The organism is Streptomyces sp. NPDC102437, assembly GCF_044765565.1.
Classification (GTDB): Bacteria; Actinomycetota; Actinomycetes; order Streptomycetales; family Streptomycetaceae; genus Streptomyces.
In genome coordinates this window covers 134,440-156,122 of record NZ_JBIWKI010000013.1, presented here as the reverse complement: position 1 = coordinate 156,122, position 21,683 = coordinate 134,440, and the positions used below count along the sequence as shown (strand labels likewise).

Annotated in this window: 31 protein-coding genes; 5 read left to right on the top strand and 26 right to left on the bottom strand. The window is 70.7% G+C overall.

The features are described from left to right. Positions 1-30: 30 nt before the first annotated feature. The 6 genes from ACIRJP_RS18940 to ACIRJP_RS18915 all read right to left on the bottom strand — a co-directional run bounded on the left by ACIRJP_RS18940 (position 31) and on the right by ACIRJP_RS18915 (position 4,893). Complete coding sequence (locus tag ACIRJP_RS18940) at positions 31-438, bottom strand: hypothetical protein (protein WP_404175061.1); 408 nt, start codon at positions 436-438, stop codon at positions 31-33. Positions 439-531: 93 nt separating this feature from the next. Further along, complete coding sequence (locus ACIRJP_RS18935) at positions 532-1,245, bottom strand: formyltransferase family protein (RefSeq protein ID WP_404175058.1); 714 nt, start codon at positions 1,243-1,245, stop codon at positions 532-534. Then, a complete protein-coding gene (locus ACIRJP_RS18930; protein WP_404175055.1) occupies positions 1,242-2,417 on the bottom strand; it encodes a hypothetical protein in 1,176 nt (391 codons plus the stop codon). Before ACIRJP_RS18930 ends, ACIRJP_RS18935 begins: the two co-directional genes overlap by 4 nt. After that, positions 2,417-3,061: a hypothetical protein gene (locus ACIRJP_RS18925; RefSeq protein ID WP_404175052.1), complete on the bottom strand. Its 645-nt coding sequence runs from the start codon at positions 3,059-3,061 to the stop codon at positions 2,417-2,419. Before ACIRJP_RS18925 ends, ACIRJP_RS18930 begins: the two co-directional genes overlap by 1 nt. 276 nt (positions 3,062-3,337) lie before the next feature. Beyond that, a complete protein-coding gene (locus tag ACIRJP_RS18920) occupies positions 3,338-4,009 on the bottom strand; it encodes a hypothetical protein (protein ID WP_404175048.1) in 672 nt (223 codons plus the stop codon). An 89-nt stretch (positions 4,010-4,098) separates the two neighbouring features. After that, entirely contained in the window at positions 4,099-4,893 is a 795-nt protein-coding gene (locus ACIRJP_RS18915) for a hypothetical protein (RefSeq protein ID WP_404175045.1), read from the bottom strand. Between the two features lie 185 nt (positions 4,894-5,078). Between ACIRJP_RS18915 and ACIRJP_RS18910 the strand changes: the two genes are divergently transcribed. Together ACIRJP_RS18910 and ACIRJP_RS18905 are read left to right on the top strand one after the other, a co-directional pair. Continuing rightward, positions 5,079-5,360: a hypothetical protein gene (locus ACIRJP_RS18910; protein ID WP_404175042.1), complete on the top strand. Its 282-nt coding sequence runs from the start codon at positions 5,079-5,081 to the stop codon at positions 5,358-5,360. Between the two features lie 10 nt (positions 5,361-5,370). Further along, positions 5,371-5,916, top strand: coding sequence for a GIY-YIG nuclease family protein (locus ACIRJP_RS18905; protein WP_404175039.1), 546 nt, complete (start codon positions 5,371-5,373; stop codon positions 5,914-5,916). 228 nt (positions 5,917-6,144) lie between these two features. Here ACIRJP_RS18905 and ACIRJP_RS18900 read toward each other — a convergent pair whose 3' ends face one another. From ACIRJP_RS18900 to ACIRJP_RS18845, 12 genes are all read right to left on the bottom strand, one after another. Beyond that, positions 6,145-6,411 (bottom strand): hypothetical protein, encoded by a 267-nt coding sequence (locus tag ACIRJP_RS18900; protein WP_404175036.1) that lies wholly within the window; start codon positions 6,409-6,411, stop codon positions 6,145-6,147. Continuing rightward, positions 6,408-6,575 carry a hypothetical protein gene (locus ACIRJP_RS18895; RefSeq protein WP_404175034.1) on the bottom strand — a complete coding sequence of 56 codons (168 nt, stop codon included), beginning with the start codon at positions 6,573-6,575 and terminating at the stop codon, positions 6,408-6,410. The genes ACIRJP_RS18900 and ACIRJP_RS18895 overlap by 4 nt, the downstream gene beginning before the upstream one ends. 55 nt (positions 6,576-6,630) lie before the next feature. After that, the gene (locus ACIRJP_RS18890) at positions 6,631-6,876 is read right to left on the bottom strand and encodes a hypothetical protein (RefSeq protein ID WP_404175031.1); all 246 of its coding nucleotides are present in this window, start codon (positions 6,874-6,876) and stop codon (positions 6,631-6,633) included. Positions 6,877-6,956: 80 nt separating this feature from the next. Then, positions 6,957-8,147 (bottom strand): hypothetical protein, encoded by a 1,191-nt coding sequence (locus ACIRJP_RS18885; protein WP_404175028.1) that lies wholly within the window; start codon positions 8,145-8,147, stop codon positions 6,957-6,959. 1 nt (position 8,148) lies between these two features. After that, entirely contained in the window at positions 8,149-8,652 is a 504-nt protein-coding gene (locus ACIRJP_RS18880; RefSeq protein WP_404175025.1) for a hypothetical protein, read from the bottom strand. Next, positions 8,649-9,563, bottom strand: coding sequence for a hypothetical protein (locus ACIRJP_RS18875; protein ID WP_404175022.1), 915 nt, complete (start codon positions 9,561-9,563; stop codon positions 8,649-8,651). Before ACIRJP_RS18875 ends, ACIRJP_RS18880 begins: the two co-directional genes overlap by 4 nt. Further along, entirely contained in the window at positions 9,560-9,895 is a 336-nt protein-coding gene (locus tag ACIRJP_RS18870) for a hypothetical protein (RefSeq protein WP_404175019.1), read from the bottom strand. The genes ACIRJP_RS18875 and ACIRJP_RS18870 overlap by 4 nt, the downstream gene beginning before the upstream one ends. Beyond that, the gene (locus ACIRJP_RS18865; protein ID WP_404175016.1) at positions 9,892-10,563 is read right to left on the bottom strand and encodes a nuclease-related domain-containing protein; all 672 of its coding nucleotides are present in this window, start codon (positions 10,561-10,563) and stop codon (positions 9,892-9,894) included. Before ACIRJP_RS18865 ends, ACIRJP_RS18870 begins: the two co-directional genes overlap by 4 nt. Beyond that, positions 10,560-11,771, bottom strand: coding sequence for a hypothetical protein (locus ACIRJP_RS18860; protein WP_404175013.1), 1,212 nt, complete (start codon positions 11,769-11,771; stop codon positions 10,560-10,562). Before ACIRJP_RS18860 ends, ACIRJP_RS18865 begins: the two co-directional genes overlap by 4 nt. An 82-nt stretch (positions 11,772-11,853) precedes the next feature. Continuing rightward, positions 11,854-12,039: a hypothetical protein gene (locus ACIRJP_RS18855; protein ID WP_404175010.1), complete on the bottom strand. Its 186-nt coding sequence runs from the start codon at positions 12,037-12,039 to the stop codon at positions 11,854-11,856. Further along, positions 12,036-12,200 carry a hypothetical protein gene (locus ACIRJP_RS18850; RefSeq protein WP_404175008.1) on the bottom strand — a complete coding sequence of 55 codons (165 nt, stop codon included), beginning with the start codon at positions 12,198-12,200 and terminating at the stop codon, positions 12,036-12,038. The genes ACIRJP_RS18855 and ACIRJP_RS18850 overlap by 4 nt, the downstream gene beginning before the upstream one ends. Beyond that, positions 12,197-12,670, bottom strand: a complete 474-nt coding sequence (locus ACIRJP_RS18845; RefSeq protein WP_404175005.1) for a hypothetical protein — start codon at positions 12,668-12,670, stop codon at positions 12,197-12,199. Before ACIRJP_RS18845 ends, ACIRJP_RS18850 begins: the two co-directional genes overlap by 4 nt. 208 nt (positions 12,671-12,878) lie before the next feature. Between ACIRJP_RS18845 and ACIRJP_RS18840 the strand changes: the two genes are divergently transcribed. Beyond that, entirely contained in the window at positions 12,879-13,208 is a 330-nt protein-coding gene (locus ACIRJP_RS18840) for a hypothetical protein (protein ID WP_404175002.1), read from the top strand. A gap of 339 nt (positions 13,209-13,547) precedes the next feature. Here the strand turns inward: ACIRJP_RS18840 and ACIRJP_RS18835 are convergent, their stop codons facing one another. Then, positions 13,548-13,736 carry a hypothetical protein gene (locus ACIRJP_RS18835; protein ID WP_404174999.1) on the bottom strand — a complete coding sequence of 63 codons (189 nt, stop codon included), beginning with the start codon at positions 13,734-13,736 and terminating at the stop codon, positions 13,548-13,550. A gap of 145 nt (positions 13,737-13,881) precedes the next feature. On the opposite strand from ACIRJP_RS18835, the gene ACIRJP_RS18830 reads away from it, so the two are divergent. After that, complete coding sequence (locus tag ACIRJP_RS18830; RefSeq protein WP_404174996.1) at positions 13,882-14,124, top strand: GntR family transcriptional regulator; 243 nt, start codon at positions 13,882-13,884, stop codon at positions 14,122-14,124. Between the two features lie 45 nt (positions 14,125-14,169). Here ACIRJP_RS18830 and ACIRJP_RS18825 read toward each other — a convergent pair whose 3' ends face one another. Then, positions 14,170-14,604 (bottom strand): helix-turn-helix domain-containing protein, encoded by a 435-nt coding sequence (locus ACIRJP_RS18825; RefSeq protein ID WP_404174993.1) that lies wholly within the window; start codon positions 14,602-14,604, stop codon positions 14,170-14,172. A gap of 357 nt (positions 14,605-14,961) precedes the next feature. Between ACIRJP_RS18825 and ACIRJP_RS18820 the strand changes: the two genes are divergently transcribed. Next, positions 14,962-15,456: a hypothetical protein gene (locus ACIRJP_RS18820; protein WP_404174990.1), complete on the top strand. Its 495-nt coding sequence runs from the start codon at positions 14,962-14,964 to the stop codon at positions 15,454-15,456. A 132-nt stretch (positions 15,457-15,588) separates the two neighbouring features. Here the strand turns inward: ACIRJP_RS18820 and ACIRJP_RS18815 are convergent, their stop codons facing one another. From ACIRJP_RS18815 to ACIRJP_RS18790, 6 genes are all read right to left on the bottom strand, one after another. After that, on the bottom strand, positions 15,589-17,475 hold the full coding sequence (locus ACIRJP_RS18815; RefSeq protein ID WP_404174987.1) for an ABC transporter ATP-binding protein: 1,887 nt from the start codon (positions 17,473-17,475) through the stop codon (positions 15,589-15,591). Between the two features lie 182 nt (positions 17,476-17,657). After that, a complete protein-coding gene (locus ACIRJP_RS18810; RefSeq protein WP_404174983.1) occupies positions 17,658-18,074 on the bottom strand; it encodes a lasso peptide biosynthesis B2 protein in 417 nt (138 codons plus the stop codon). After that, positions 18,071-18,367 carry a PqqD family protein gene (locus tag ACIRJP_RS18805; protein ID WP_404174981.1) on the bottom strand — a complete coding sequence of 99 codons (297 nt, stop codon included), beginning with the start codon at positions 18,365-18,367 and terminating at the stop codon, positions 18,071-18,073. Before ACIRJP_RS18805 ends, ACIRJP_RS18810 begins: the two co-directional genes overlap by 4 nt. Continuing rightward, entirely contained in the window at positions 18,361-20,106 is a 1,746-nt protein-coding gene (locus tag ACIRJP_RS18800; protein WP_404174978.1) for an asparagine synthase-related protein, read from the bottom strand. Before ACIRJP_RS18800 ends, ACIRJP_RS18805 begins: the two co-directional genes overlap by 7 nt. Before the next feature lie 69 nt (positions 20,107-20,175). Beyond that, positions 20,176-20,346 (bottom strand): hypothetical protein, encoded by a 171-nt coding sequence (locus ACIRJP_RS18795; RefSeq protein ID WP_404174975.1) that lies wholly within the window; start codon positions 20,344-20,346, stop codon positions 20,176-20,178. Positions 20,347-20,492: 146 nt separating this feature from the next. Next, entirely contained in the window at positions 20,493-21,683 is a 1,191-nt protein-coding gene (locus ACIRJP_RS18790; RefSeq protein ID WP_404174972.1) for a M20 family metallopeptidase, read from the bottom strand.

Genomic DNA, 21,683 nt, shown 5'->3' with positions numbered 1-21,683 from the left:
CCACCGGCGCGCCCTCCTCACCGGTGGCCGTCACACAAGGTCCTCAGGGTCAAGGCCCGTGATCCTGTACTCGGTGATCTCCCCGGAGTGCTCGACCTTCGCCGGGGCCGCCAAGCCCTGTAGCCGCTCGCGCCCGGCAATGCACTTGAGGACCACGTCGGCCGCCTTCTTGTCCTTGTCCTGGATCGCGAGGGACCAGAACGCGGCTTGCAGCCGGTCGTAGCGGGCCACGTTCAAGGCACGCAGCTCCTCCACGTTCTCCGTCTGTTCCCTGAGGTTGGCTTTCAGTGCCTCGTTTACGGCGGTGCAGGCGGCACCAGGAGAGGCGTAGCCGACGCGGTCAGCGATCGTCGCCCAGTCCATACCGGCGAGACGGAGCGTCGTTGCCTGCGTCCTCTTCTTCGCGGCGGCGGCGCGCTGTGCTTTCGATGCGCCCATGAGGGCCCCTCACTTTCCAGAGTCTTATGGGTTTCAGAGACGGGCGCGCTGGCTGGGCTGCCCGGGGCGTGGTTGGTGGTGGCCCGGTGTTGGTCAGGACGGTCGTAGCGCCGTGCGGTCGGGGCGGTAGTGGACGGCGGCTCCGCCGGGCGGGGGGAGCTCTGGGAGTTCGGGCCGGTGAAGGCGTGGGCGTTCCCAGGAGGGCTCCCAGGTGGCGCAGGCTTCGTCTTGCGGGACGTAGGCGATGGCGCCGTTGTCTGCGTCGGTGAGGACCTTCTGGAGAAGGCGTAGCCCGAGGGGGAACAGGTGGTCGCGCCATAGGGAGTTGGGGGTGGAGTCGGGCGGGGTGAGGAGGTAGTCCTGTGCGGCAAGGGGGCCGGCGTCAATGGCTGCGGTGAGGTGGTAGACGGAGCCGCCGGTGACTTTGTCGCGGTCGCGGATGGTCCAGCGGATTGCGTCTCGGCCTCGGTGGAGAGGGAGGAGGCTGGGGTGGTAGCCGACGGCGGCGAGGCGTGCCCGTGCACGGGTGCGGGTGCCGAGGAAGGCGTGGGAGTGGGCGGCGATGATGACGTCGGTGTCTGCGGGAATGTCGCCGGCGGTGAGGCGGATGGAGTCGGTCCAAGGCGCGTCGTGGTGCCAGGCGGCGGCGCGGAGTTTGTCTAAGGGGGGTTCGCCGATGCTGTTCGGCGGGCCGGGTGCATAGGGGGGTGAGGCGGCGCCGGTGAGGGTGTGGCCTGTGCCGGTGACGAGGTCGGCTACGGCGGCTCCGAAGGAGCGCTGTCCGGAAACGTATACGCGGAGTGTCACTGGTTGTGCTCCTTTGGAAGGCCGACGTAGCGGAAGCCCTGCACGGCGCGGAAGTGACCGCCGTAGCCGGCACTGTCGCCGGTGAAGCCCGAGAGGCCATTCTTTCGCTTGGTGGAGGTGATGGATCGGGCGGAGCGGGTCTTGTGGACGCCGTGGAGGGCGGCGGAGACCTGGCGCCATTTCGGGTCGCGGCGCAGCGCGGCGCACAACTGCGGGTGGCTGGTGTGGAACACAGTGGTCATGCGGCGCCCGGGGAGGCGCCCTTTCCCCTGGCGCTGGAGTTCGCAGACGTGGTTGAGGAACCGCATACCTACGCCGGCACCTTGCCACTCGGGCATGACGACCATGCGGCAGGCCCGAGCCTCGATGCTCTGGCCTCGTTTGCCGAGGTTGACGTATTGGGTGCTGACGCCAAGGTGTACAACGGGTTCGCCGTCGATGAATCCGACGTAGCAGCGTGCGCCGGGCATGGGTCCGGCTTTCAGATAGTGATGGGGTTCAAAGAGCGGCCAAAGGTCCCAGCCGCCTTCGCGGACCTCGACAGTGATAGGCGGGCGACGTTGAACCCACCCCCGGGTGAAGGAGCCGGCGGCCGTGTCGTACACCCAGTCCGGTTGGAGCCAGTCGAGGATGTCGTAGTGGCAGGAGAGCAGGACGGCTTGGCCGGGGGTGCGGCGCCACGCTTTGGCGAAGGCCTGGGCGCCGACGCGGGCGATCTGCCGGTCGACGACTGAGGTGAACTCGTCGATGACGACCCGGTCTGGGGTCTCGGCGATGATGCGGGCGAGGTCCGCGCGGAAACGTTCGCCGTTGGACAGCACGCGGTAGGGGCGTAGCCAGGAGGGGACGTCTCCGAGTCCGACTTGCCCGAGGGCGGCGGTGACGGCGTCGAAGCTCCCGCCAGGGGCGATGGCGTCAACGATCGGGGCGTCGTCGGGCCACTGACCGTCTGGGGTGTAGATGTGTTCTTCACCCCATAGGCGGGTGCCGATGCTGGTCTTGCCGGAGCCGGAGGGGCCGACGACGACGCCGAGTTTCCAGTTGCCGTCGTCGATGTCGAGGTCGGCGGTGTGGTCGAAGCGGGTTCCGTCCTCCGCGTTGAACAGGGATTTCACGCGGGCGGCACGGTAGGTGTTGAAGTCGGAGCAGCGATGGTGCACTTCGACGCGCATCAGGTGGTCACCACCCGCGCGTTGAAGCCTTCGGCCGTGAGCCGCTCGTAGGTGGTCTGCTGTTCGGTCTCATCAGCGCAGACGACGATGACGCCGTATTGCTCGCGGTAGACGTCCTCTGTGTCGGCCAGGGCGTCGGCAGTGTCGAGGGGCGGGACGGCGTGGGCCAGCTGGTTGACCTCGGCCTCCGTGTAGCCGGTGCCTTCGTAGCCGTCATCGTCGAGGTAGGAGAGGAGTTCCGCGAGGGCGTCCTGGTCGTATTCGCCTATGTCGTTCGCGCGGTTATCGACGAGATTCACCCGGCGTGCGGTGTCGTCGTCGCAGATGATGACCTCGCACCGGGCGGCCGGCGTCCACGGTTCGTTGCGGCAGACACCGCACGGCTGGTCCTCGCCGCGGAACGTGGCCCGGTAGTCGCAGGGGCCGGGGCCGTGGAGCTGGAGGGCCTGCATGGTGTGGTTGCCGGCGAGAACTACCAGGGGCCCGTCCGGCTGGACGTGTTGGACGACCAGGCCGCGGTACTGCCCGTTTCTGCGGAGGCTGGAGAGGATGAGTTCCACGTCGCCGCGGCGGGCGTTGCCTGGGAAGGGTGCGAGCTGGTCGAGGGGGATGGTGTCGGTGCGTACGTGTGTGGCGGGTGGCATGGGCGGGGCTCCTGGTCGCGGCGGGGTTCGGCGGCCCTGGAGGATAAGCGCCCGGAATGATCACTTTGACGGGGCTGGGGCGGCCAGCACCGGCGGGCTTCTCGGCTGGGTTATGACGGGTCGGTCCCGGCGGCCTTGAGGAGGGAGGCGACGGTGACCACGCCGTGCGGGCGGCATTGTTGGTTGGGTTGGAGACGCCGCTGGCCGGGTTCCCCGTGGGGGGAACCCGGCCAGCGGTGCGGCGCGAGGGGCGGTCGCCCGGGGGGCGGCCTGGGTTCAGGCGGGGAGGTGGGCGCGCCCGGCCTCGGTGACCGTGATGGCCTGGCCGCGATAGAGGGATGTCGACACGTCGCGGGAGGCCCAGCCCTGCGTGATGCATGCCTCGACGGTCCTGGCGTTCAGGCGCCCCGTCGGCCCCTCCGCCCGCCAGCCGCCCCCGATGTGTCCTTCGCGCACCTTCGCGCCGCCCGCGGCGATGGTCTGGAGGGTGGCGAGCTGTGCCTTGGTCGGCTTGCGACCAGCGGGCGGGGTCGCCGACGCGGGGGTCGGCTGCTGCCCGGCAACCTGGGCCTCTGCCGCTTTAGTGAGGCGCTCGACGACGCCGCGGGACCGGCGCAGGAACTCCCGCAGGCTCTCGCGGCACAGGCGGTCCTGCTCGTTCTGCAGGGCGCTCGTCGACTGGCGCTCTCCGTACCCAAGCAGCTCCTCGGCGGCGTCTTCGCGGACCGAGGCGATCGCCTCGGCGAGGGTGACCTTCTCGGCCCGCCGCAGGACCGTCTGCCACGGCTGGGCGCTCGCGTCGGCCTGCATAACCGCCTCGTACGCGGAGGCGTCGATCGCGTGGCCATCGGTGAGCTGCTCGGCGAGGCGGGTGCGGGCGGCGGTGGCGTCCTTGATGACCTCAGCGGCGGTGCACTTGATGGCGTCGGCGTAGTTGGCGGTGCGCATAGCGTCCATCCTCTCGATTCGGGGGCTCTGGGCTTTTCGGTGTGACACCAGCCGGGCGCCGTGCGGCGCCCGGCCGGGCGGTGTGGTTGTCAGGCGGCGATGGTGAGGACGGCGGGGGCCTCCTCGCGCTCGGCGGCCCGGCCCTTCAGGAGGGCGGTCGCGTCGCACTTGAAGGTGGCGCGGGTGTTCTTGCGCGGGGGGACCTTGCCGAGGTCGGTGTAGTGGAGGGCGACCTGTGCGCCGTCCAGGACGGAGCGGCCCGGGGTGCGGGTGATGACCACGCCGCCGTACTGGCCGTTCGGGAGCTGCCGCAGCCAGACCTTCTCGGCGTCCGCGAGTTTGGCCGTGTCCTTTGCCTGGCGGTCCAGCTCGGCGTACCGGGCCGCGTGGGTCTCGATCTCCTCCACGGCGGGGAGTTCGGCGGCGTCCAGGACGCGGTCCGCCTCCGGGGCCGGGGTGAGGGAGGTCTCGCCGAGGGTGGCGGCGATCTTCTCGACGGAGCGGGTGGCGGCGAGGGCGGCGCGGCGTGCGATGCGCTCCACCCGGCGGGCGGCGGTGCGGGCGGCGCGGCGGGCGATGGTCGCGGTGGCCTTCGCCTCGCCGGCCGCGGCGGTGAGCTCCTCGGCCTTGCGGGTGCGGGTGTCGGCCTTGCGGGTAGCGGCCAGCAGGCCCTTGCCACCGTTGGTGAGCGCGGCGGCCTCGACCTTGGCGAGCTCGCGACGGGCCATGGCGGCGACGGTGCGGGCGGCCTTGGCGCGGGCAGCGGCGCGGGTGGCCATGCCGGCGGCGCGGGCCTCCTCACGGCGGGCGGCGGTGAGGACGTCCTCCGCCTCGACCAGGCGGGCCATGATGCGGGCGGTGGCGGCGGTGGTCTTGCTGCTCATGTCCTCGTCCCTCCGTCTTGCGTCCGGGCCCCTTCGCCCGTGCTGACACCACAGACATTACCCAACTCGACTTGGCCAATGCAAGTTGGCCAAGCGAATTTGCCTTAGCGCCTGCCGCACTGTTTACATGGACGTCGGGTTAGCCCAGCCTTGTTGGCCAAATCGGGTTGTGCGACACTGCGCGCATGACGTCGTACACCCCCAGCAGTGCACTCGCCGACGCCCTCCACGCCTTGGAGGACGCCGAGGCGCTAGTGAAGAAGTGCCGCACGGAGCTGCGCGCCGCCGTGGCCGCAGACATGAAGGCGCACCCAGAGCTGACCGCCCCGGCTATGGCCAAGCACTTGCCGTGGACCGAGGAGACCGTCCGACAGATCGCCCGCGAGTACGACGTACCGCGCAAGCGCCGGCCAACCGTGCGGTCCGTCAAGCCCCAGAAGCGCACCGGAGGCGCGTCCTCCGGCTGAACGGAGGACCATGCCCACGAAGGACCAGACCGCCGTATACCGATGTTTCGCAGAAACCGGGACGCTTCTGTACGTCGGCGTAGCCGAAGACTTCGGCAAGCGCTGGCGGGAGCATGCCGGTCTCAAGCCGTGGTGGCCTGAGGTCGCCCGCCAAACGGTGGATTGGTACGACTCGCGAGACGAGGCGCTGCGGGTCGAGAAGGAGGCCATCCAGGCGGAGCGGCCGGCCCACAACGTGGTGCACGCCGTGGACCGCGAGCGTCAGCCGATGCCGGCCCCGCTCCCGCTGACCGCCGAGGAGCGCGCCCGCTTGGAGCAATACGACGATGCCCCGGACGAGTTCATGAGCGAGGCCGAGCTCCTGGACCAGCTCGACCTCTACACGCGCGCCTCAGCGTGGCATAAGTACCGCGGCGTCGCGTTGATCCGGTATTTGCTGCCGACGGGCACCGAAGTACGCCGTGGCCTGCTCACCGACGTAACCGACGCCTCGCCGTACAAGCGTGAGTACGTCAGCCGCATTCGCGACGGCATCGCAGCGAACTACGCCGACTGACCAGCACCGGCACCCGCACCCCGGCCGCGCCAGGTTCTGCACTGGAGAAGAGCTGAACCTGACCACCGTGGCCAGCCGCCGGCCACCTCGTCGAAAACGCAGGGCTTCAAAACGCTGTGAGGGCCGCATCCGGAACGCTTCCGGATGCGGCCCTCACGGTGCGCCAGGGGCGCTTCGCCGGGGTATCCAGGGCGGTCGTATGCCTGGCCGCGGTCGGCCACCCCTGGGTCAGCGAATGGGCGTGTAGCGGATCAGCCCGCCAGCGGGGTGGGGGCTCTGGATGACGACGACTCCCTCACGGAGCCCGATGGTGAGGTCGGCGATCAGGGCCTCGGTCATATCGAGCCGCAGGTGCTCACCGGTGGAGTCGCGCGGGTACTCCCACGTGGCCCCGCCGTCGGTGCTGGTCTCCTTGAGGTAGGCCGTGGTGGTGTCGATGTCGGTCACGGGAGCGCTGTCGTAGATCCGGCACCAGTCGTCGTGGCGGGCCATCACGCGCGCTGACGGTTGATCTCGGCGGCAATGTCCTCATGCGTGGCGCCGAGGTCCAGGGCGTGCCCCATGGCCTCTGTGGCGATGTGCGGGTCAGTGAGCGCGTCAGGCCCTCCGTGCGCGAGTACTTCGCGGGCGGCGGTCCCAATGGCGATCTGCTTGTCCATGAGGTTCCTCTCGGTGATGGGTAGCCCGGCGGTAGATCCGCCGGTAGACCGGGCGTCAGAACGCCTTGTAAGCGATCACGAGTAAGGCACCGGCCGCGATGATGACGGTCAACCACCGCTCCAGGGTGTCCGCTTCCGACCAGCGCTCGGTTCGGTGGCAGGTGATGCCGTCCCCGTCGGGCCGGTGGCGGCCGTGGGCCTCGTCGCGGTGGAAGTCCTGTTCGTCTATGGCTTCGGCGTGGGTGCGCACGCGGGGCGAGGTGGTGTGGCACTGCGGGCAGCGGTAGCTGTACGTCGGCATGGCGGGGGCCTTCCTGGGTGGTCATCTCTGCTCCAGTACGTGTACAGCGGGACGCTGGGGGCGGGGACGGTTTCCGATTATCAGGCGACGGCGCCGACGGCCCGGGAAGAGGGCGCCGGCTGGGGCTCCACACCGCTCTCCACACCACTCTCCACCCCTGGAGAGCTCGGAGATTCTTGCAGGTCAGAGGCGTGGAGCGGGGCACTCTCCACGCCACTCTCCACGGGGGAGGGGAATCCGCCGGAAGAGGCCTGGGAAGGGGCTGAGAGGAGGGCTTCGACCGTGGTCCGGGAGATGCCTGAGCGGCCCGGGATGCTGCCCACCCGGAGGGTGCGATCGACGGTGATCTCATGCCGATTGAGCCAGGCCCGCATCTGTCTCCGGGTCAGGCTGGTGAGGTCGGGGTGCGCGAGCAGGGCAGCGTGCAGCTGGTCGAGGTGGATCCCGGAGGTGCCACGTGTGAGGTCATCGAGCCACCGCACGAGGTGAGTCCGGGGAGTCTCGGCCTGAGGCTCGACGGCCGCGGCGGCGGGCTCCTCGTCGGGGGCGCCGGCCTGCCACGCGGCAGCTGCCCAGGCGAGCATCACCGGCCACATGAGCGCGGGGTGGATGAGAGCGACGGCCAGGCCGAGCGTGAGGAGGGCGGCGAGGGTCGGGGCGATCTCGACAGCAAGAAGGATCACCAAGGCGATGCAGAGCCAGACCGGGTGGATAAGAGCGGCGCCCAGGCCGATAGCGAGGAGGGCGGACAGCCTCGGGGAGATCTCGTAAACGACGACGGCCGCGGCGATGGCACAGAGGGCGGCCGGGTGGAGGCCGGCGAAGAGCGGGCGCGTGAAGTAGGCCCCGGCGCCGAGGACGACGGCCAGGAGGCCAGCGCGGAGCAGGAAGTCCCAGGGTCCTTCTCCGCTGGTGGTCCAGTGCCATGCTGCGGCGAGTGCTCGGCGGGGGCCGGGCCGGTATCTGGTGTGGGGCGGCGGGGCGGGGGCGGCTTGCTTCTGCTTGGTCTCCTCGCCTTCCTTCGGGGCGGGCTTCTTGGGTGCGGTCTTCGGGTCCTTGGCGGTCTTCTCGGGTGCGGCTGCCGGTTCGTCAGTGGTCTTCTCAGGTGCGGATTCCTCGGGCGCTGCAGCGGGCTGACGGGCGCGCCGCGGCGGGGTCGGCCGCTCCTCTGCCGCCGCGATGAGGATGCTGTGGCCGGTGGTGAGGCGGCGGGCTGCGGCGCCCAGGCCGCTGTGGACCCGGGCGGCGGCGCGCGGGATCAGGCCCGGCATGTTAGAACAGCCTTTCGACGGCGGCGATGAGCTGGGCGCCGAGGCCGTTGTAGAACGGGATGAGGGAGTCATCGACGAGGCCGCCGTATCCGGCGGTGTAGGTGAGGCAGACACCGCAGAAGAGTCCGCCGATGAGGCGCAGGCGTTTGGTCTTGTCGGCGTCGCGGATGGTGACCCATCCGAGGACGGCGACGACCGCGGCAATGATGCCGCCTTCCATGGAGAGTCCGCTGGCAGACCCGGCGGCGATAGCTCGGTCTCCGGTGCCGGTGGCCCATGGCGCGATGCCGCTGATTCCGTTGCCGCCTCCGGCGATGTACATGGCGATGGAGCTGAGCGCCCCGCCGACGCACATGGCGAGGGATGAGCCGACGATCACGCCGCCGAGGCCGGACAGCAGGATTTTGGGGTCCTTGCCGCCCTTGATGAACGTCCGCACGTGCAGAGCGATCATTGCGACGATGAGGGTCAGGGTGCCGATGTTGATGTATGCCGCGGGTGTCACTGTGCTGCTCCGGTGAGGAAGTGGACGACGGTCGTCCATACGAGGGCGATCGTGGCGAGGGCGACCGTGCTGAATGCGGTGCGGACGGTCCAGGCGATGGGCTGACGCATCGTGCGGGCCCGCTGGTCCAGGCCCCAGACGAGGAGCGTGGCGAGGCCGCCGACGAAGGCGGGGAGGCTGACGTACTGGATGACGAGGACCAGGGCCAGGGCGGCGCCGAGGATGATGAACGTCTTCTTCGACCGGTCGACCATGAGGATGGCCATTGCGGCGCTGAGGCTGATACCGGCGACGTGATCGGGGTTGACCGAGATCTGAGTCAGGGTGTCGTAGACCCCTCGGGTGCAGCCGGTCAGTCCGGCGCAGAGGATGCCGCTCGCGATGTACGCCACGGGGCGCATCCATCCCTTCCCGCGGGGCATGTCGGGCGGGCGCCACTCCTGCACGGTCGTCGCGATGAGCCGTGTGCGGCTGGGTGCTGGTGCGGGGGCGTCTTCCTCCGCAACATGACCTGGTGCCGGGGTGTCGTCGCTGGTGGGGGCGGCCGGCTGCTCGCTCTCTTCTCCAGGCTCGGGCTCGGTGGGCTCGGTGGGCTCGGGCTCGGTGGGCTCGGGCTCGGCGGGCTTGGACAGGTCGATGGTCTGACCGGACCGCCAGTCCGGGAGGCGCCCTGAGCGCCCGGTGACGGGGACGGCACGGCCGGGGGCTGGTGCGGTTCCGACGGACCCGGCGGGCTGCGTCCGGCGGCCGGCGGTGATCGCCTCCCAGGTCTCGTCACCGGTCGAGGCGGCCGGGGCTTCGGGCTCGGGCCGGGTGTCCGGGGCCGGAGACGCGGCCGGCGTGGGCGGGGTGGCGAGGAGTGCGTCTACGTCGGCCAGGAATTCGTCAACGTCGCGGAGGCCGTTGCTCATGCGGGGAAACCCCCGGCCAGCCGTACGGCTGGTGCAGCGACCAGCGGGAAGCGGATCACGGCACCCACCGTGTCCTCGATGTCGCCCGGTGCCGCACCCTGCCGGGAGAGGGCGCGGAGCAGGATGTCTCGGGCGCTGCGCTCGTCCGGGCCGGGCACGGTGGGGTCACTGCCGCAGACGAGGGTCAGGGCAGGGCGGGGCTCCCAGGAGTAGCCGGCGGGCAGCTCGACGCCGAGCATCTTCCGGATGTCGCCGCCCGTGTATCGGTATGCGGGGCGGGGCGCGCGCGGATCGGCGGGCCGGTAGCGGGGCACGTAGTACGTGGTCGTCATCGGTGCTTCCTCGTGTGCGGGGGGAAGAGGCGGGTGGCGCGCGCCGCGAGGTCCCGGGCGTCGTGGCTGGTGCGGGTGCGCCCGACGGTCCGGAGCACATCCGCGGCACGTTCGGAGCGGACGATCCGGATGCCGTCATAGGTGAGTTCGCCGCCCTCGATGGGGGCGCCGTCCATGACGATGAGCGGGATCACGGGGACGCCGAGCACACGCGAGATCGTGCGGGCTTCGTGGCGGAGCCCGTTCAGGCGGTGGGTGACGTCGAGGGTGCCGTGGAACAGTCGGCCGCCGCTGGTCCGGATCCGGTAGCGGGCGGACCAGCGTTTCGTGTCCGGCATGATCACGACGCCTGTCGGGCTGATGGCGAGGTGGTCCACGTTGGCCTTCCCGGTCGGGAGGGCCAGGTCGTGGAGAATCGTCCACCCCTCGCGACGCAGCGGGTCGATCTGGGCTGCGGTGCGCTTCTCACCCTTTACTGCTGCCTCGTACCTGTCGGCTTCCTGGCCGCGTTGGGTCGGGATGCTGAGGGCGTCGGCGAGACGTACAGCTGGTGTGCGGAGATGGCGGGCGCGGGCGGCGGCGGACGCTCCGGGGCCGGGCTGGGTGCGCCGGTTGTGCCGGTGGTAGAGCCAGGCGGCGATCGCGGCCAGAACGAGAAGGGCTGTCATGACGCCTCCGCCTTCTTGATACGGAGGCGGAGGCGGTACACGTCCTTACGCAGGTCTTTCTTGTCGCCGTAGACGTCCCGGACCTGGTCTGTGAGGTCGTCCAACGTGATGGCCGGGTCTTCCTTGATCGCGCCCCGGATGAAGTCGGTCTTCGTCTGCTTCCCGTCCACCGCCCTCAGGTGGGGCCGGGCGGCCTGCCCTGCCTCCTCCTCCGGCGCGGCCGGGGCCGGGGCAGGTGCGCCCGGGGTGTCGAGCGGCAGGCCGAGGGCGGACAGAACGTGCTCGCGGGCGGTGTCCGGGTGGACAGGCGAGGTGAGGACGGTCGGGACCTGCGGGGACGCGTTCCCCATGGGCGCGGACACCGGCGCGGCCGGGGCTGCGGGGACAGGCGCGACCTGCGGGGACACCGGGGACACGGTGGGTGCGGCGGGCACGGGTGCCGGGGTGTGCGGAACGTACGGGAGGGACACAGCAGCGGGTGCCGGGGAGGCACCGAGGACAACCGGGGACACCGGGGCGAGCGCTGTCTCGTGTCGGGTCACCTGGGCGTCCCCGCCCTGGTAGCCGTAGAGCAGCCGCTCGGTGGTCTCCAGGGCGGCGAGCTGCCGCCGCTCCGCGCCGAGCGCGAGCTTGACCGCGATCCGCCGGCGGCGGGTCAGAAGGTGGTGGGCCATGCCCGGGTCCAGCGGCACGGCGTAATAGCCGAGGACCAGCATCCACATGCCCTTGGCCAGGGCGGAGACGGTGGCGCCGACGATGCCGGAGACGAGCTCGCGCTCCACGTACCCGTGAGCGACGAGCGCGGCCATGGTGATAGCGAGCGCGACGTACCCAGCGCGCCGGGGGATCTTCGCGCGCTCGGGGTCACGGCGGTCGAGCCACTCCCGGATCTGACCGGAGAGCCAGACCACGTCGAAGATGATCGCCACGGAGTACGCGGCGAGTTCCGAGGAGGAGCGGGCGAGGAGGCCTCCGATGCTGTTGGTCGACCAGCCGACGGACAGGGCGGTCACGAGGATGGCGCCGCAGATCAGGCTGCGGGCCAGGACCATGTCCCAGTCCCGCGGCGGCGCCGGGACGCGGACGGTCCGCGCCACTTCGCGGTAGGTGGTTTCCCCGTCCAGCGTCGTCGCCTCGACGTCGTAGATCTTCCGCTTGACGTAGCGGACGCCGGGGATCTGCATTTCGGGCTGGTTGTCGGTACTCACCGAGGTTCTTCTCATCTCTCGCTCAGTGCCACAGCAGGGCCGGACCCGCAGGGGTGCGGGTCCGGCTCCTGGTGGCGCGGGGTCAGCCGAGGCGGGGCAGGTTGCGCTTATGAGCGCGGGCCCTCCTCCGGCTGCCCTCCTCCCTCTTCGCCTTCTTCTTTGCTTCCTTCTCCCGCTCCCGCTCCTGCGCGCTCTGCCGGAGCTGCGCGGCGAGGGCCACGTCATCGCCCGGCACGAGGGACCGGAAGAAGTCCCCGGCCCGGCTCACACCCGCCCCCACATCTCGAGGCGGCGGACGTACGCGCGGTCCAGGCCCTCACGGACCTCCTGGCCGGAGGCGTAGTCCTTCGACGCCTGGCGCTGGAGCTCCGCCACCCGGACCTCCTGGTCCCGCGGCGGGCTCTGCTGCTGAGTGCTCTGGGCGGTCACCGATCACCCCCCGCCGGCAGCTCCTCGTCGGCGTTCTCCCGGGCCGAGTCCTGCGCCCGCTGGTCCCGTGCCCGCTCCCGCGCGGACGCGGCCCCCTGGTAGTCCTCGCGGCACTCGCGGTGCAGCTTCGCCACACGCTCCTCCGCGCCGTCGTACGCGGCGGCCTCCTCGCGGAGGACGGCGGCGTACTGGCCGCGGGTGGAGGCCGGTGCGGCCTCCGGGAGGGCATCCGTGACGGCGCTCAGCAGGACGGCGCCGGATCCGAGGACGCTCCGGCCGGTGGCGTTGTAGACCTCCGCCGCGGTGCACACCTGGAGCGCGTCCGAGGTCAGCAGGGCGCCGGGCCGGTTCTCGGTGAAGTGGTCCGCCATCGCGACCAGGACCCGCAGGACCTGGCCCACCATGGCGTTGTCGACGGAATCGGTGCCGCCGGGGGCGCCGTCCTGTGTCTGATCAGTACAGTTGGTCACTGCGTCAGCTCCATCTGACGTGGCCCCCGGTCGGCGTTTACTAGGCCCCGACCGGGGGCCGACTTGTACGTACGGGGCAGTCCTGGCCTCCATGTCCAACCACGTGGGCCGGGACTGCCCGTGACGAGGCGTCTGGCTGCCTCTACCGAGAAATGTATGGCATGCCATACACTCGGGGCAAGCAGCCCGCGCCATTGAAGGGACGGGCATGGCCGACGAGTTGGCCGAGGAGACACAGAAGGTGATCGAGGCGCTGAAGCAGGTGCTGGAGATTGAAGATCCAGTCGCCCGCGCGGCGGCTATCAGCGAGGTCCTGACTTACGTCGACAAAAACGCGCCAAAGTGGCGTGAGGAGCGACGCGACGTGGTCCTCGCCCTGCGTGCGCAGGAGCCCCCGACCCCGTACAGGAAGATCGCCGGAATGATCAAAGTCTCACTCGGCACGGTGCAGAGCATCGAGCGCGGCCATGCGGGCGCCTGGCGCACCAAGCCCAGGACGAAGCCCGCTGCGGAAACGGAAAGGCCGAGCGGTGAGTAAGACCGCCCGGCCGTAGCGCTCCAGGGTCGGACGTGAAGCAACCCCCGGGGGAATGATCTCCCTGCCGGGGTACGCAACCCGATCTCGCACCGGCTGCCTCCGGGAAGTGCCCGGCACCACGCCGGGGACCGCGTCAGGTTGCCAGCGACGCGCCAGCGGACCCGCCCGGTCGATAGGTGGGGTGGTGGCAGGGGCAGGCGCAGCGATGTACCTCGATCGGCTTTTCCCACTCTGGGGCCCCTGGCCGGCGGATGACGCTCGGCCCCGGGCACTCCCCGTGCTCGCCGATCCGGCACGCCGGCGCGAGCCCTTCCCGGGCCGGCGCGGGCGGGCTCACGGCTATTCGCAGTACGGGGTGAGGCGGCGCTGTTCGCGGCATGGGGCGCACGCGTACAGCTGACGGCCTGGGCCTGAGCCCTGCTCGATGACGTCGACCAGGACGGCGGTGCCGGATGGGCCTTTGTGCCAGTGGCACCAGCCGAGTCCGGGGCCTGTGTGCGTGTGTACGGGGTCGGTAGTCTTCCTCATGGCGAGCTCCTCCGAACGCTCGTCCGTCCCCCGGGCCGTGCCACCGGCTGCGGGGGTTACTTATGCCCGGTAGCGGGGTCTACCGCGGTGTACCGCACCTTACTGCGGTCGCGCGGTGTACCGCAGATACCTAGCGTCCACTGGTATGAGTACAGAGCTGGACCGGAGCCGACCCGTGTGGCGGCAGATCGCCGCCACGATCACGGGGCGGATCGCTGACGGCACGTACGCGCCGGGGAGTCGAGTGCCGTCGGTGGTGGAGATCGCTGCCGAGTGGGACGTGGCTGCGTCAACGGCGCAGAAGGTCCTCGCGGCGCTGAAGGCCGAGGGGCTTGTGCGGTCCGAGGTCGGGCTCGGCACATTCGTCGCCGACCAGACCGGCATGTGAAACGGCGAGCCTCCCGTGGCCACCGACTGTAGGGACTGCTTATCCCTAGTAGTTCCGAACGCCGAGCGGGCGGGCGTAGCGCTGGAAGTCGACGTTTGCGGTCCCGTCGTCGCCCTCGGGGACGGCGAGCGGGCGGCTCCCCTCGGCCCATGCCCACACGATCTTCGCGTCCACCTGACCTGTGCCGGTCAGAGTGATGTTGCCTGATCCCTGGTGAGGGAGCAGCAGGGCATTGGGGTTCACGCCGAGGGCCGCGGCAAGCGCGATCAGGTCATCGACGTCGATGCGACGGACATTCTTCGGAGGCTCGGCGCCACCCTCGTGGGTCCGCCCATTCTCGATCTTGTTCAGGGCGTCGGCGCTAAGGCTGTGGCCGCGCCGCTTGAGGTCGGCCGACAGTGCGCGGAGGCTCAGCCCCCGCGCCTCGCGAAGTCTGCGGATGTTGTCTGCAACGACCCGTGATGTGGGGCCGAGATCCATGGGTCCTGCCGCCATATCGCAGACACTATCGGTTACCCCCGAATTCCCCATGGGTGCACCTCGCTCGTTCTCACCAGCGTGGTCCGGCCGTCGTGGTTATGCCGCGCCCACCCACCATGCGTACGGGGGCGTACGGCGAGGTCAGCGGATGAACCGGTTGGCGGGCATGGGGAGCAGGATCCCGCCGCCGAGGAGCATCCTCATCGCGGCCGGCCCGGGGGCGTGGCCCGTGGGATCTGTCTCGGGCTCGCGTCCCTGTGTGCTGCGGAATGGAATCTTCTAGTTCCTGCCCGTCGGCTCATGAGTGCCAGTACTGTGCGGGATTCACGCCATGCACACCAGTACGCGAGGATCATCATGAAGTGCTTACAGCTCCGGCATGTCTTGGCCGTAGTCGTTACCAGTGCCATCGCTCTGACCGGGTGCTCCGGCGGCGAGGACGCGAAGAACAGCGACACTGGGGCGTCGGCCTCTCGGGCGGCTGAGAAGCCTGCCGAGAAGCCCGCGGACGGTGCGGCCGAGGCGCCGGCAGCAGATGCGGCGAGGAAGGACGTCAAGGTCACGAAGTCCGGTTTCGAGGACCACCAGACGTGGGGTCCGGGCGCGTACGTCGTCCACTACGAGGTGACGAACCAGGGGCGCGGGGCTGCCAGTTACTACGCTGAGCTGGAGTTTCTCGACAAGGACGGGGATCACCTCGGCCAGACAGGCATCACCGCGGACAAGCTGGGGCAAGGCAAGGTTTCCACGGGGAACACGGCCCCGTTGGATGCGGAGATCCGCAACGGGAAGATCAAGGACATCCGGTCCGTGCGCGTGACTAAGGTTGACCGGACCACGGACTCGCAGTAATACGGCGCACCCTCGCTCGCTACGCCTGCGAAGCTGACCGGCCAGGGGATCGCTGGTCGGTCAGCTTCGTCGTATCTGCGCCGCGCCGTCCTGCTCTCCCTGGACGCCGCGCTCGCGGGCGAGTGGAGCGGATCAGGCCCGGTCCTCCTGGAGCTTCAGCATCTCGAAGAAGCCTCCGGCTTGGGCGATCAGCTCGTCGTACGTGCCGGCCTCGGCGATACGGCCCTGGTCGAGGACGATGATGCGGTCGGCGAGGCGGGTGTTGGCGAGGCGGTGGGTGATGAACAGGGTCGCCCGCCCAGCGGCGAGGGCCTTGAGGCGGGTGTAAATCCGGTGCTCGGCGCGGGCGTCGAGCGCGGCGGTCGGCTCGTCCATTACGAGGACCGGGGCGTTGCGGTGGAAGGCTCGTGCGACCGCGATGCGCTGCCACTGTCCGCCGGACAGGTCGTGTCCTCCCCACCATGAGCGGGCGAGTGAGGTGTCCAGTCCGTGCGGGAGGGCGGCGATGACGGTGTCGGCGCCGGCCGCCTCCGCGGCGGTGTGTACCGCCGTGTCGCCGTCGGGGCTGGGTTGGCCGAGGGTGATGTTCTCGCGGGCTGCTAGTGGCCAGCGGGTGTAGTCCTGCGGTACGAGTGCGATCTTGGACAGTACGTTGGCCGGGTCGGCGTCCGCGAGGTCGATCCCGTCCCACCGCACCGAGCCTGTGGTGGGTAGGAACAGGCCGGTGAGGATCCGGGCGAGGGTGCTCTTGCCGGCGCCGTTCTCGCCGACGAGGGCGATGACTTCACCGCGCTTGAGGTCGAGGTCGATGCCGTCGAGCGCGGGGGCGTCTGCGCCGGGGTACGTGAAGGAAACACCTTGGGCGGCGATCACCTGCGGCCCGTCTTCTGCGACTTGGGCTGAACCTCGCCGGGCCGTCCATGGCTTGGCCACAGCCAGGAACCGGGCCCAGTCGTCCAGGGACAGCGAGGTGCGGAACAGGCGGGCACCGGCCCGGACCGTGGTGGTCAGTGCCGTGCTGGAGGTCCGTACCGCCAGGGCCGCAGTTCCCGCGACCGCGAGGTCCATCCGCCCAGTTGTCACCAGGAGCACGAGCACTCCCCAGGTCGCGGCGGTACCGGCGGCAGTGAGTGCGTCACCGATGCCCTGGACGACCAGAGCGTGCCGGGTGGCCTTGAGCTGTTCGGCCTCCAGGCGGCCGGAGACGATGCGGTACTGCCGGATGAGGAAGCCGGCCATGGTGCCCGCGCGGACTTCGTCGGCGGTGTTCCGCTCGGTGGTGTAGGAGCGGAATACGTTCCGGAGCCGGGAGTCCGCGAGGTTGCGGTGGTGGGTGGCGTGTTCGATCCGTGCGCCGCGTACGGCGCCCCACGCGCACGGGATGACGGAGAGGACCAGCAGGGGGAGCATGACCGGGTGCAGGATGGTGACGACCGTCGCGGCAGCAGCCAGTTGAGCGGCGGCGGACGTGAGAAGCTGGGCGTCGAGGATGAGGTCCCCGGTCTTCTCCGCGCCGTCGGAGGCGGCGGCGTGGGCGTCCTCGAATTCCGGGTCCTCGTATGCCACCAGCTCAGCATCGGTTGCCGCGGTGATGACTTGAAGGTCGGCTTCGCGTACGGCCTTCGGGGCGAGCCGGGCCGCAGCGGCGCGGGCGGCGGCGTCGAGCAGGTAGCGGCCGGAGGCGGCGAGGGCGAGGACCACCACGGCGGTCAGGTGCTTGCGGAGCCCGGCGGCGATGTCGCTGCCGGCGAAGACGGTGGCCAGCACGCGGGTGGTGGCCGCGAGCGCGGTTGCAGTGAGTGCGGCTGCGCCGAGCTGGCAGGCAAGCAGAGTCAGGACGGCGCGGCGGTCGGTGCGCCAGCCGAGCCGTGCCGCCTCGGTAAGGGTGCGGGGCAGACGGCGCGCTATCGCGGCCGTGGACAGGTGGACGCTCGTCTCCAAGTGCCGGTCGGAGGCCAGATGCATCACGGGCGGCTGGCCCGCGGCGGCGATGGGCGGCGAGGATAAGGAAGAACTCACGGACCCATCAGGGATCTGAGCGAGGCGGCTGGGCAACGGGATTGTTCCGCGCGTCCCGTATCGCCCCTGGTCGCACCACCCAGGCGTCAGCCTCACACCCCCGCATTCACTCGTTCGAGTGAGGCCGTGGTCCGGGGCGGGGAGGCTCGGGCCAGCCCCAGACCACGGCGGTCCAGAGGCGTTTACGGAACGGCGAGGACCGGCATCCAGGGCCGGTCAATGGCGTCGCCGATGTCCCGGCCGACCGCCCCCTCGGGGACTTCGGCCCAGGCGTGCGCGCCGTCGGGGAGGAAACGGGCGCCGAGCACCCAGCGGGCTTGGCGGCCGGTGAGGGCAGTCGCGATGACGGTGGCGAGGCTGATCTCCATGCAGGCGACGCGGCCCGGCCACCACACCGGGATCACGGCCAGCACGGCGGTGTAGAGAGCTTCAAGGCGGGCGAGGCGCGCGTTTGGTAGACGGCCCAGCTGCCGCACGGCGGCGATCTGCCGGCGCAGCGGCAACCGGCTGATTGCCAGGGACAGGGCGAGCGCAAGGGTGGCCACCAGGCGGTCACGCATCGGGGCGGTGGGCCGGGCGGAGGGGACCATGACCGTCATCGACGCCACCACCCTCGCCGCGCGGGCCGGGGCCGGTCGGTGTCGACGAGGACACCACTGGTCACCAGCTCGCTGACGAACGCGGCGATCTGCTCTCCGACGTCCCGCGGGTCCTGGCCGGTGGGGACAGCGATCTCGTCGGCGAGCCCGGCGGTGCCGCCGCGGACGGTGACGGCGCGCCAGATCGTCGACGCGTCCGGATCGAGCATCAGCCACGACCCTTGACGGACGTCGAGCACGGCCGTGCCGTACGGGCTGGTGGCGTGGTGGATGTGACGGGCCGGGGTCAGCATGCCGTCACCTCCCTCCCGGTCGTCTGGCCGGTGAGCCACCAGCACGTCACGATCAGCTGGTGCAGGTCGGCGATCACCGTGGCGCTCTGCCCTCGGGCCGCCTGCGCGAGCGCAGCACGGACGGCCGCAGGGGTGATGAGCCCGCTGGCCGCGAGGGGGCTGGAGGTCACCAGCTCGTCCAGCTGGTGACGGTGGCGGGCGAGTCCGGCGATGCGCTGGGCGGCGAACGAGCCTTTCGAGCGGCGGGACGTCAGCCAGCCGGGGAGCTGCGGCAGGGCGGCCTGCAGCAGCGGCTTGTACGTCACCAGTCCGCGCCGGGCGAGGGCCGGGACGGCGAACGCGGCCCGTACAACCTCGTTGTCCAGATACGGGTGGACCGGGGTCACGCCGAGCGTCTCGGCGTACGGGGTCCAGCCGCGGGCGCAGGCGCCTGCCGAGCGTAGGGCGGTCCACTGGTCGAACTCGTCGGCCCGCTCCGGCTGCTGGTCGCGGGCGGCCTGCCGCAGTAGTGCAGCGGCCTGGTGTCGGCCTTCCTCTGTGAGCCAGGACGCCCCGGCTCCGAGACGGCACCATGACCAGCCGGTCACGCCGAGGTCCAGCGTGACGGGCCCGCGCTCCAGGGCCTCGGCGGCACGCTCCAGGGTTCCGCTCCGTCCGAGGTTGGCGGCCTGTTTGAGGGCCTTCCAGTACGGGCCGGGGGCGGTGTTGCGTAGCCGGGCGAACGCCACGACCTGGCGGTGGGCCTCGCGCCGCCGGCCGTCTTGGAGGAGTTGCACCCAGCAGGAGCTGGAGGCGTCCAGCACGATGTCCCCGCCGTGCCCTGTGAGGTGCAGCGGCAGCCCGCGCACCGGGTGCAGATACGAGGCGTCCATGGCGAACACCGCTGCCTCCAGCACCGGTTCCAGCCCGGTCGGCTGCCCGGCGGGGAAACCGAACGGCAGTTGCTCGTCGGCGCCGGTGGTCACCGTGTGCACGATGCCGGTGTGCTCGGCGATGCGGGTGGCGAATGCCATGTCCTCGCCGCTGGTGTAGCCGTCGGTGTACGTGACGGCATGCACTCGCCCGGTGTCGGCGGCGAGGACGACGGCCGCCGAGGAGTCCAGCCCGCCGGACAGGTCCGCCCCCACCACACCGCCGGCGGCGCGAACCCGGTGCTGGACGGCGTCGGTGAGCGCGCGTCCGAACCGGTCGGCGCCCTCGCGGAGTTCGTCGACCGGCTCCACGCCGGTGATGTCGATGAGCTGCGACGGTGCCCCCGGCGCGAGCAGCAGCCCGAACCCGCCCGGCACCATACGGATCTGTTCGTACGGGCTGTGGTGGGGCCAGTGGTGCTCGCCCGCGACGAGCCGGGCAGCCAGCCATGGCAGGTCCGGCACGAGTGGGCGCTGAAGAAGACCTGGTTCGGTCGCCCACGCCGTCCCGTCGCCGCGCAGCGTGTAGTACAGGGCCCGGATGCCGGCCAGGTCGCCGCACACGAACCGCTGCTGACCGCTGGCCGCGGCTACCCAGTAGGAGCCCGGCCATCGGGTCAGCTCGGCCCACCGGCACGCCCGCACGTCCGCCAGCGCGGCGTGCAGCTCCTGCTTCGTGGCGGGGCAGTCGCCCACGACCGCGAGTGCTGCCGGACCCTCGGTGACCGCACGCACCCGCGCGGCCGGGGACCGGTGGACATCGCCGAGCCCTTCGACTTCCGTTCCGTTCACGGCGGCGGTGCCGCCGGTCATCCACTCCCGTTCCATTTGCTCGCCTCCCCTGTGACGCGCCCGGGGGCCGGCCGTTCGACGGCCAGCCCCCGGGGTGCTCGGTTGTCAGCCCTCGAAGTAGTTGGACTTGTCCGAGTCGTTGAACACCTGGCGGCCCAGGGTGAGGGTCGCCACCGGGTGGGTGCTGACCTGCGGCGCGAAGCCGTCGGTGCTCGGCGCCGCGGCGGGTGCGTCCTTGATGGCGGGCTTCGTGTTGATGACGGTCTGCTCGGCCATGACCGGCTCCCTTGTCTCGGAGAATCCTTCGGTTGGTGTTCCTTGGTGCTCCTCTATGTCACCGCGTTCGAAGATCTGTTCCCAGAGACGGAGTTGGGGACTTGCTGGGAGTGGATCTGGGACGTTCCTGGGACGTGCTTTGGACGTCAGCCTTCAAGGAGGCCGAGCACGGCGCGCTGGTAGACGGCGTACACCGCGGGGAGCTCGGCGAGGTGGGCGCGTTCGTTGATGCCGTGCAGCCCCTCGTACGGCACCCCGAACCCGGCAGTGGCCGGGATCCCTTCCCCGGCAAGCAGGTTGCCGATGTTCGACGGCCCAGCCGTCTTCGGCCGGACCGTGAGCCCTGCCCCGGCGGCGGCCCGCAGCAGGGCGGCGGCGGGCTGCTCGTCCTCGGCCAGGCGGAACGGCGGCCAGGCGGCCACCGGGGCTACCTCGGTGGGCTTCGGGGCGGGCAGCTCCGCGTCAAGCTCGGCGACCGCTTTGCGTACGAGCGTCTCGGCGTCATGGGCGTCGAAGCCGGGAGTCGTGCGCACGTCCACGTTGATGTCGACCCGGTCAGGGGTGACCGAGAAACCCTGACCGCCATGGAAGGCAGTGACCGACAGTTTCGGCGGCAGCGGGAACCCCAAAGTACCGGCGGTGCTGGGCAGTTTGGCCGTGTCCAGGAGCCGTACGAGGTGGGCGGCGCGGGTGACGGCGCCGACCACGGTCCTACTCGAACCGGAGTGCCCCGATGGGGCGTGGACCGTGATGGTGGCGCGCCACAGGCCCCGGCCACCTACCACGACCTCACCCATGCCGGGGTAGCCGATCATCACTCCTGCGGGGCGGGCCGTGGACGGATCGGTGAGGTAGGCGCGGGCGCCGCCGAAGTCGCCGGTGTGCTCATCCACGTCCAGGAGCACGGCGAGCCCGCCGCACAGAGACTCAGCGCGTGGCGCGAGGTCGGCGGCGATATGGCAGAACATCGTCGCGGCGAGCTTGGAGTCCGCCGAACCCCGGCCCAACAGCCAGCCATCCACGATCTCACCGGAGGCCGGCGGGAACGACCAAGCCGTCTCGTCCCCGTACGGGGCGGTGTCCACGCAAGCGTCCAGCGCCCACCAGGAGCCCGGCCGCCCTCCAGGGATCTCTACCAGCAGCCCGACGAGAGCACCCGCGCCATCGTGCAGGCGCCTGTGCGGGAGGCTGCGGGTAGTGAGCCAGTCCTCCAGCACGCCCAGGACCGGCCCATAGTCGTCGATCCCTGCCCGGCTGGGACGGCGGATCAGCTCCTGGGCCAGGCCGACGACGGACGCCATTCGGGCCTGTGCAGGCTGTTGCAGGTCCTCGCTCAT

Bases quoted from the DNA above. Each gene is read 5' to 3' on its own strand.
- ACIRJP_RS18870 (WP_404175019.1), bottom strand. From the start codon at position 9,895: ATGACGACCACGTACTACGTGCCCCGCTACCGGCCCGCCGATCCGCGC.
- ACIRJP_RS18875 (WP_404175022.1), bottom strand. From the start codon at position 9,563: ATGAGCAACGGCCTCCGCGACGTTGACGAATTCCTGGCCGACGTAGAC.
- ACIRJP_RS18920 (WP_404175048.1), bottom strand. From the start codon at position 4,009: ATGCGCACCGCCAACTACGCCGACGCCATCAAGTGCACCGCCGCTGAG.
- ACIRJP_RS18830 (WP_404174996.1), top strand. From the start codon at position 13,882: ATGAGTACAGAGCTGGACCGGAGCCGACCCGTGTGGCGGCAGATCGCC.
- ACIRJP_RS18795 (WP_404174975.1), bottom strand. From the start codon at position 20,346: ATGGCCGAGCAGACCGTCATCAACACGAAGCCCGCCATCAAGGACGCA.
- ACIRJP_RS18915 (WP_404175045.1), bottom strand. From the start codon at position 4,893: ATGAGCAGCAAGACCACCGCCGCCACCGCCCGCATCATGGCCCGCCTG.
- ACIRJP_RS18940 (WP_404175061.1), bottom strand. From the start codon at position 438: ATGGGCGCATCGAAAGCACAGCGCGCCGCCGCCGCGAAGAAGAGGACG.
- ACIRJP_RS18865 (WP_404175016.1), bottom strand. From the start codon at position 10,563: ATGACAGCCCTTCTCGTTCTGGCCGCGATCGCCGCCTGGCTCTACCAC.
- ACIRJP_RS18825 (WP_404174993.1), bottom strand. From the start codon at position 14,604: ATGGATCTCGGCCCCACATCACGGGTCGTTGCAGACAACATCCGCAGA.
- ACIRJP_RS18885 (WP_404175028.1), bottom strand. From the start codon at position 8,147: ATGCCGGGCCTGATCCCGCGCGCCGCCGCCCGGGTCCACAGCGGCCTG.
- ACIRJP_RS18790 (WP_404174972.1), bottom strand. From the start codon at position 21,683: ATGAGCGAGGACCTGCAACAGCCTGCACAGGCCCGAATGGCGTCCGTC.
- ACIRJP_RS18890 (WP_404175031.1), bottom strand. From the start codon at position 6,876: ATGCCGACGTACAGCTACCGCTGCCCGCAGTGCCACACCACCTCGCCC.
- ACIRJP_RS18820 (WP_404174990.1), top strand. From the start codon at position 14,962: ATGAAGTGCTTACAGCTCCGGCATGTCTTGGCCGTAGTCGTTACCAGT.
- ACIRJP_RS18835 (WP_404174999.1), bottom strand. From the start codon at position 13,736: ATGAGGAAGACTACCGACCCCGTACACACGCACACAGGCCCCGGACTC.
- ACIRJP_RS18810 (WP_404174983.1), bottom strand. From the start codon at position 18,074: ATGACGGTCATGGTCCCCTCCGCCCGGCCCACCGCCCCGATGCGTGAC.
- ACIRJP_RS18840 (WP_404175002.1), top strand. From the start codon at position 12,879: ATGGCCGACGAGTTGGCCGAGGAGACACAGAAGGTGATCGAGGCGCTG.
- ACIRJP_RS18805 (WP_404174981.1), bottom strand. From the start codon at position 18,367: ATGCTGACCCCGGCCCGTCACATCCACCACGCCACCAGCCCGTACGGC.
- ACIRJP_RS18930 (WP_404175055.1), bottom strand. From the start codon at position 2,417: ATGCGCGTCGAAGTGCACCATCGCTGCTCCGACTTCAACACCTACCGT.
- ACIRJP_RS18910 (WP_404175042.1), top strand. From the start codon at position 5,079: ATGACGTCGTACACCCCCAGCAGTGCACTCGCCGACGCCCTCCACGCC.
- ACIRJP_RS18925 (WP_404175052.1), bottom strand. From the start codon at position 3,061: ATGCCACCCGCCACACACGTACGCACCGACACCATCCCCCTCGACCAG.
- ACIRJP_RS18905 (WP_404175039.1), top strand. From the start codon at position 5,371: ATGCCCACGAAGGACCAGACCGCCGTATACCGATGTTTCGCAGAAACC.
- ACIRJP_RS18800 (WP_404174978.1), bottom strand. From the start codon at position 20,106: ATGGAACGGGAGTGGATGACCGGCGGCACCGCCGCCGTGAACGGAACG.
- ACIRJP_RS18895 (WP_404175034.1), bottom strand. From the start codon at position 6,575: ATGGACAAGCAGATCGCCATTGGGACCGCCGCCCGCGAAGTACTCGCG.